This is a genomic window from Rhodospirillaceae bacterium (genome assembly GCA_040219235.1).
GTDB lineage: Bacteria > Pseudomonadota > Alphaproteobacteria > Rhodospirillales > Rhodospirillaceae > WLXB01.
Genome location: JAVJSV010000006.1, coordinates 1 through 2929 on the forward strand (window position 1 = coordinate 1; position 2929 = coordinate 2929).

A 2929-nucleotide genomic window follows, 5' to 3' on the forward strand; every position below is an offset into this window, starting at 1 on the left:
TTGGCGCAAGGGTGTTCGGGAGTTCGCCCGTGTTGAAACATAACAAATAGTTGCAGCGGACGTTTGAACCGCAGCCCATTTTGCTTCCGCAAAATGGCCCGCGCCTCAAACGCCGCTGAACTCAGGCGTTATGTGTCTTAACAATACGGAGTGCCTTAGATGAGTTTTGTTGCAATTTCCAGCGTAAAGTATCCACAACGACTAAAAGATGAGATCCATTCTTTTGGAATGAGCATGATCCCATTAGCAAAACTGCAACCGGGATTCATATCCATCAGCTTTCATCAATCAACAGAAAATGATGAAACCATGATGTATTGGGAATGGGGCTCTCAGACTGATCATGAAGCCTGTATGAAATCGTCAGACTGGTCTGCACTCATGACAAAGTCCCGCGAGCTATTCCAATCAGAGGGTGTAGATTTTTCTATATCCACCTATAATCGTTTGGCTTAACTGAATGGAAATGGACCGTGCACATGACAAGCGCTTAAAAAGCGACGCCCGGCCCTCGCGCGCTTTACGCAGGCTTTATGTGTCTAAATTTAGCCTGGTGGATATACCAGCGATAGTGAAAGTCGTGCTAAAGGCAGAGAACTGATTAAAAGGAACCGCCATTTTGAATAAGTATGCACCAGCGCTCTGGATACTAAGCGGTGTCTTGTTCATGTTGCCCAGCATCCTTGGTAACGATAGAGCCGAACTGATTCCCATAGGCATCGTGTTTATGGTTATCGGTATCGCATCCAAAAAGAAAAATGCAGAATCAAGTGACTCCAAAATCCAGTGATAAGGAATTAGCAGCGCGGGATCCATGTTGACGACGCGTAACTCGTTGGTCTGCATTAATAGAGGATCAAAAGCAATGGCGAGACTAATTATTGTTACTGGCCCAACGGGAGCGGGGAAAACCACATATTCCATATCTTTGTCCAATAACATTGGGGCGGTTCGCTTCTCTATAGATCCGTGGATGCAGAATCTATTTTCAAAGGATATGACATCCCTTGATTATGCTTGGATGCTTGAGAGAGTGAATCGTTGTTATGTTCAAATCTGGCAGGTTGGTGAACAAATCTTGAAACTGGGCGGCAACGTAGTTTTAGATTTAGGGTTCACGACTAAAGAGCAGCGTGGTCATTTTCTTGCTCTGGCAAAGAAGCTCGACCTAGAGCCTGAAGTACATTATTTGAGCGCACCAGAAGAAGTTCGCAAAAACCGCGTAAAAAAAAGAAACGTCGAGAAAGATTCTAGCGTGTATTCCTTTGAGGTTACTGATTTCATGTTTAACTTCATGGAGCCAAAATATGAAATTCCTGACGAACAAGAGTTAGAAAATGGTCGTGTCGTAAATGCATAACAAATAGCAGAACGCTGACCGCTTTTTCGCCGCTCTGCGGCTCTAAACCGGCACGTGTGCCAATGCGTTATAGGGCTTGCGTCGAGGTATAACCATGGTTATACTCGTGGCATGAAAACAGCAATTTCAATACCCGATGAAGTGTTTGAGGCAGCGGACCGCACAGCCAAGAAACTTGGCGTGTCCAGAAGCGAGCTCTATGCTACTGCCGTCCACGAATTTGTCGAGCGGCACCGGGTTGAAGATGTGACTTCAAAATTGGACGAAGTGTATGCTTCCGCCAAGTCCGATTTGGATGATCAGCTCTCTAGGATTCAGAGCCTGATTCTGGCAGATGAGAACTGGTAGGTGAAACGCGGTGAGATCTGGTGGGCAAATCTCCCTGACCCGAGCGGCTCAGAACCGGGGTTCCGGCGGCCCGTACTGATTTTGCAGTCTGATGACTTCAATCGAAGCCGCATAAGTACTGTCGTAGCTGCAGCCATTACTTCAAACAAAAAACTCTCATTGGCTCCTGGCAATGTCCTTCTGTCGAGGCGCAGCGCCAACCTTGGCCGTGAATCTGTGGTGAACGTTTCTCAAATTGTCACACTAGACAAAACCTTTCTCAGTGAACGTGTGGGCAGACTCCAACCTGCCAAGCTTAGGGAGGTCGAAGAGGGTGTTCGCCTTGTTCTCGCCTTATAACAATAACCGGCAGTTCGGCCCTACGGGCCCGGACGCAAAAACCGCTGCGCGCTTCCGGCGCCGCTGCGGTAAGCATTACGCGTCTTGACGAGTGTTGCGCAACACGCTACGCTATCTGCATGATCAAGTCCTTCAAGCACAAGGGGCTCAAAAAATTCTACGAGGTAGGCAGCAAGCAGGGCGTACAGACCCAGCATGTGCCCAAGCTTCGTATGCAGCTAGCCGCCTTAGATTCAGCCCATTGCATCGAAGACCTTGATATTCCCGGGTACCGGTTACATCAACTAAAGGGTGACCGAAAAGGCATTTGGTCAATTTCCGTAAGCGGAAACTGGCGAATCACGTTTAAGTTTATCGATGGCAACGTCTATATCGTCAACTATGAGGATTATCACTAATGGCTATGCACAACCCTCCGCATCCAGGTGAATTTATTCGGGCAACCTATATGGAGCCTTATGGCCTTAGCTGCCGCTATTTGGCGGAGCAGCTAGATGTAGCTGCATCCACGCTCAATCGAGTCCTGAAGAAGCAAAGTGGCATTAGTCCAGAGATGGCGCTGCGTCTTTCTAAGGCATTGGGTCGCAGTCCTGAAAGCTGGCTAACCATGCAGGACGCATATGATCTCTTCCAGGCGAAGAAGGGTGTAAAACTTAATCGCGTACAAAGGGTTACCCTTGATGCCGCGTAAAAAGTACAGGCAATACGCTCCCTTCGGTCGCTGGACCGCGCTACCGCGCGGCCGCTGCCGCAGGCGTTAAGGCTCTATTGACATTATCACTAACGTACATACACTGTATGTATAATTAAGTTCAGCTGGAATAGAATCAACGCTAAGTCCAACCTCAAGAAGCATGGAGTTTCTTTTGAGGAAGCTCAATC

Annotated in this window: 6 protein-coding genes; 5 read left to right on the forward strand and 1 reads right to left on the reverse strand. The window is 48.0% G+C overall.

Going from position 1 to position 2929, the window contains the following annotated elements; translation table 11 throughout:
* Positions 1 to 159 precede the first annotated feature (159 nt).
* The gene (locus RIC29_02065; GenBank protein ID MEQ8733682.1) at positions 160 to 456 is read left to right on the forward strand and encodes an antibiotic biosynthesis monooxygenase; all 297 of its coding nucleotides are present in this window, start codon (positions 160 to 162) and stop codon (positions 454 to 456) included.
* A 75-nt stretch (positions 457 to 531) separates the two neighbouring features.
* Here the strand turns inward: RIC29_02065 and RIC29_02070 are convergent, their stop codons facing one another.
* Positions 532 to 924 carry a hypothetical protein gene (locus RIC29_02070; protein ID MEQ8733683.1) on the reverse strand — a complete coding sequence of 131 codons (393 nt, stop codon included), beginning with the start codon at positions 922 to 924 and terminating at the stop codon, positions 532 to 534.
* Here RIC29_02070 and RIC29_02075 point away from each other — a divergent pair.
* From RIC29_02075 to RIC29_02090, 4 genes are all read left to right on the forward strand, one after another.
* Positions 866 to 1360 (forward strand): ATP-binding protein, encoded by a 495-nt coding sequence (locus RIC29_02075; GenBank protein MEQ8733684.1) that lies wholly within the window; start codon positions 866 to 868, stop codon positions 1358 to 1360. The genes RIC29_02070 and RIC29_02075 overlap by 59 nt on opposite strands.
* 111 nt (positions 1361 to 1471) lie before the next feature.
* Positions 1472 to 1708 carry a hypothetical protein gene (locus RIC29_02080; protein ID MEQ8733685.1) on the forward strand — a complete coding sequence of 79 codons (237 nt, stop codon included), beginning with the start codon at positions 1472 to 1474 and terminating at the stop codon, positions 1706 to 1708.
* Positions 1709 to 2166: 458 nt separating this feature from the next.
* Complete coding sequence (locus RIC29_02085; protein ID MEQ8733686.1) at positions 2167 to 2445, forward strand: type II toxin-antitoxin system RelE/ParE family toxin; 279 nt, start codon at positions 2167 to 2169, stop codon at positions 2443 to 2445.
* Positions 2445 to 2738: a HigA family addiction module antitoxin gene (locus tag RIC29_02090; protein MEQ8733687.1), complete on the forward strand. Its 294-nt coding sequence runs from the start codon at positions 2445 to 2447 to the stop codon at positions 2736 to 2738. The genes RIC29_02085 and RIC29_02090 overlap by 1 nt, the downstream gene beginning before the upstream one ends.
* Positions 2739 to 2929: the final 191 nt, after the last annotated feature.